We start from the raw sequence: 2,198 nt of genomic DNA, 5'->3' as shown, positions 1-2,198 counted from the left end.
GCAAACATTATAAAACGAAACGTGGAAAAATTAAGAATTAATTAATGAAAAAAATTATTATCGTAATTATTACGACTTTATTACTAGTTTCTTGTAAAATGACGAAAGAAACTTATGACAGTGGTGAATTAAAAAAAATCGGGAGAACATCAAGTGATTTAAAAAATGGAAAATGGAAATTTTATCATAAAAACGGAGGTATATTTCAAAAAGGAAAATACCTTGATGGAGCAGAAATTGGTGTTTGGAAAATTTTTCACGAAAATGGCAATTTACACCAGATCGGTAAATTTAATAATGGAAAACAAGACGGAGAGTGGAATTTTTTCCACGAAAACGGAAATAAAGAAGGAATTGGAAAATTAGATAATGGAAAATTAATTGGTCAATGGAATTGGTCCCATACTAATGGAAAAATTTATAGTGAAAGATTATACACTGATGGAAAGCTAATGAATATAATTAATTGTTTTGATGGCAATGGAAAGCAATTAGATAAAGGCACTCTAAAAGACGGAAATGGAACACTAAATGTATATGATATAGAAGGAAATTTATTAGAAGTACAAAACTTTAAAGATGGAAAATTTATAAAATAACGATTTGCCAACAGCTGTTTTGAGCTAGCTGGAGTTTAGTGGAATTCCCGTTTTGCATCAAGTTTTCGTTAAGCCGAAAACTGAAAGGTTACGAATTTCCAGCCATCTCAAAGCAGCAAAACGTTAGCAATAATTATGAAACAGACATTTTACATATTATCAATTGTACTTTTATTAAGCTCCTGTAAAGTGTCAAAAAACGTAATTGAAAAAATTGATTTTAAAACAGAGTACAAATTTTCTTCTGAAATAGAAAACAAGGTTTTCACAGATACTGTTCCTTGGAAATATCAAATTTCGGCTTCTGAATACGCCACCAAAGGTGATTACAAAAATGCTTTAATTCACTGGGACTTTGCTATGAGGACAAGTGAAAAAGAGTATTCTAAAAGTCAAATAGATTCAATAAATCAAACGTATTCAAAAGTTAATGCGACTGATTACATTATCGAACAAGCTAATAAAAATCAAGTAATCATAATAAATGAAGCTCATCACAATTCTTTTCATAGAGTATTTACAAAATCACTTCTTAAAAAACTTTACGAAAACGGATATACTAATTTAGGGTTTGAAGCATTAGGAAATGGAGATTATTTAGATTCAACACTCAATAATCGAAAATATCCAATTCTAAAAACAGGTTATTACATCAAAGATCCACAGTTTGGAAATTTAGTTAGAGATGCCTTAGAAATAGGATATAATTTATTTGCCTATGAGGATATTGCAGAAGGAAATGGAAAACAACGAGAAATTGAACAAGCAAAAAATATCCAGCAAGTAATTAACTCTAAACCAAATGAAAAGTTTTTAATTCATTGTGGTTTTGACCACGCTTTGGAGGGAACTCATCAATCTTGGGAAAAAGCTATGGCTGGAAGATTAACGGAATATACAGGAATAAATCCCTTAACCATTAATCAAGTAGTTTATAGTGAGAAAAGCAACGGTAAATTTAATCATCCTCTTTTAAAAGCATTAGATATAAAAGAGCCTACAATCATAATCGACAAGAAGAACAATCCGTTTAAATATGAGCGTGAAGAAGCTTGGACAGACATAGCAGTTTTTCATCCTAACACAGACTATATCGATAATCGACCTAATTGGCTGTTTGAAAATGGGAATAAAAACGTTTTTATTGCATTAGGCGATATTCAACTAGAATTTCCTGTAATGGTTTTGGCATACAAAAAAGGAGAAGATATAAATGTAGCCGTTCCTATTGACATAATAGAAGTGGTAAATAAAACGGAAAACTGTAATTTAGGATTAAAAAAAGGAGTTTATGAAATTGTAGTAACAAACGGAAAGGAATCGTTTAAATTTGAACAAAAAGTAAAATAACTATTGCTAACATCGGTTTTGCAAAATGGCGGGTTAAGTGCTTCTATGACAGTTTAGTGCAAAATAAAAGTTCAGCTTTTCAAATGAACATTAGTGCTAAAAATCCGCCACTTCGCAAAGCCGAGAACCGTTAGAGCGTAATTGGCTTAATCTACGTGTTATTTGGACAATGAATTTTAGAGATATTTTTATAAGATTAAAAAGGAAAAGGATTTCCACTTCAAGTCATTCGATTAAATCGTAGAAAGC

The 2,198-nt window shown here is 30.6% G+C and carries 2 protein-coding genes; both read left to right on the top strand.

The genetic code is table 11. The annotated features are described in order from the left end of the window. Positions 1-44 precede the first annotated feature (44 nt). Entirely contained in the window at positions 45-599 is a 555-nt protein-coding gene (locus tag CXF59_RS00085; protein WP_101135708.1) for a toxin-antitoxin system YwqK family antitoxin, read from the top strand. Positions 600-734: 135 nt separating this feature from the next. Next, positions 735-1,949: a hypothetical protein gene (locus tag CXF59_RS00080; RefSeq protein ID WP_157824485.1), complete on the top strand. Its 1,215-nt coding sequence runs from the start codon at positions 735-737 to the stop codon at positions 1,947-1,949. Positions 1,950-2,198 lie beyond the last annotated feature (249 nt).

The organism is Flavobacterium sp. ALD4 (genome assembly GCF_002836475.1).
Classification (GTDB): domain Bacteria; phylum Bacteroidota; class Bacteroidia; order Flavobacteriales; family Flavobacteriaceae; genus Flavobacterium.
This window is presented reverse-complemented; position numbering and strand designations above follow the sequence as displayed.

Bases quoted from the DNA above. Each gene is read 5' to 3' on its own strand.
- CXF59_RS00085 (WP_101135708.1), top strand. From the start codon at position 45: ATGAAAAAAATTATTATCGTAATTATTACGACTTTATTACTAGTTTCT.
- CXF59_RS00080 (WP_157824485.1), top strand. From the start codon at position 735: ATGAAACAGACATTTTACATATTATCAATTGTACTTTTATTAAGCTCC.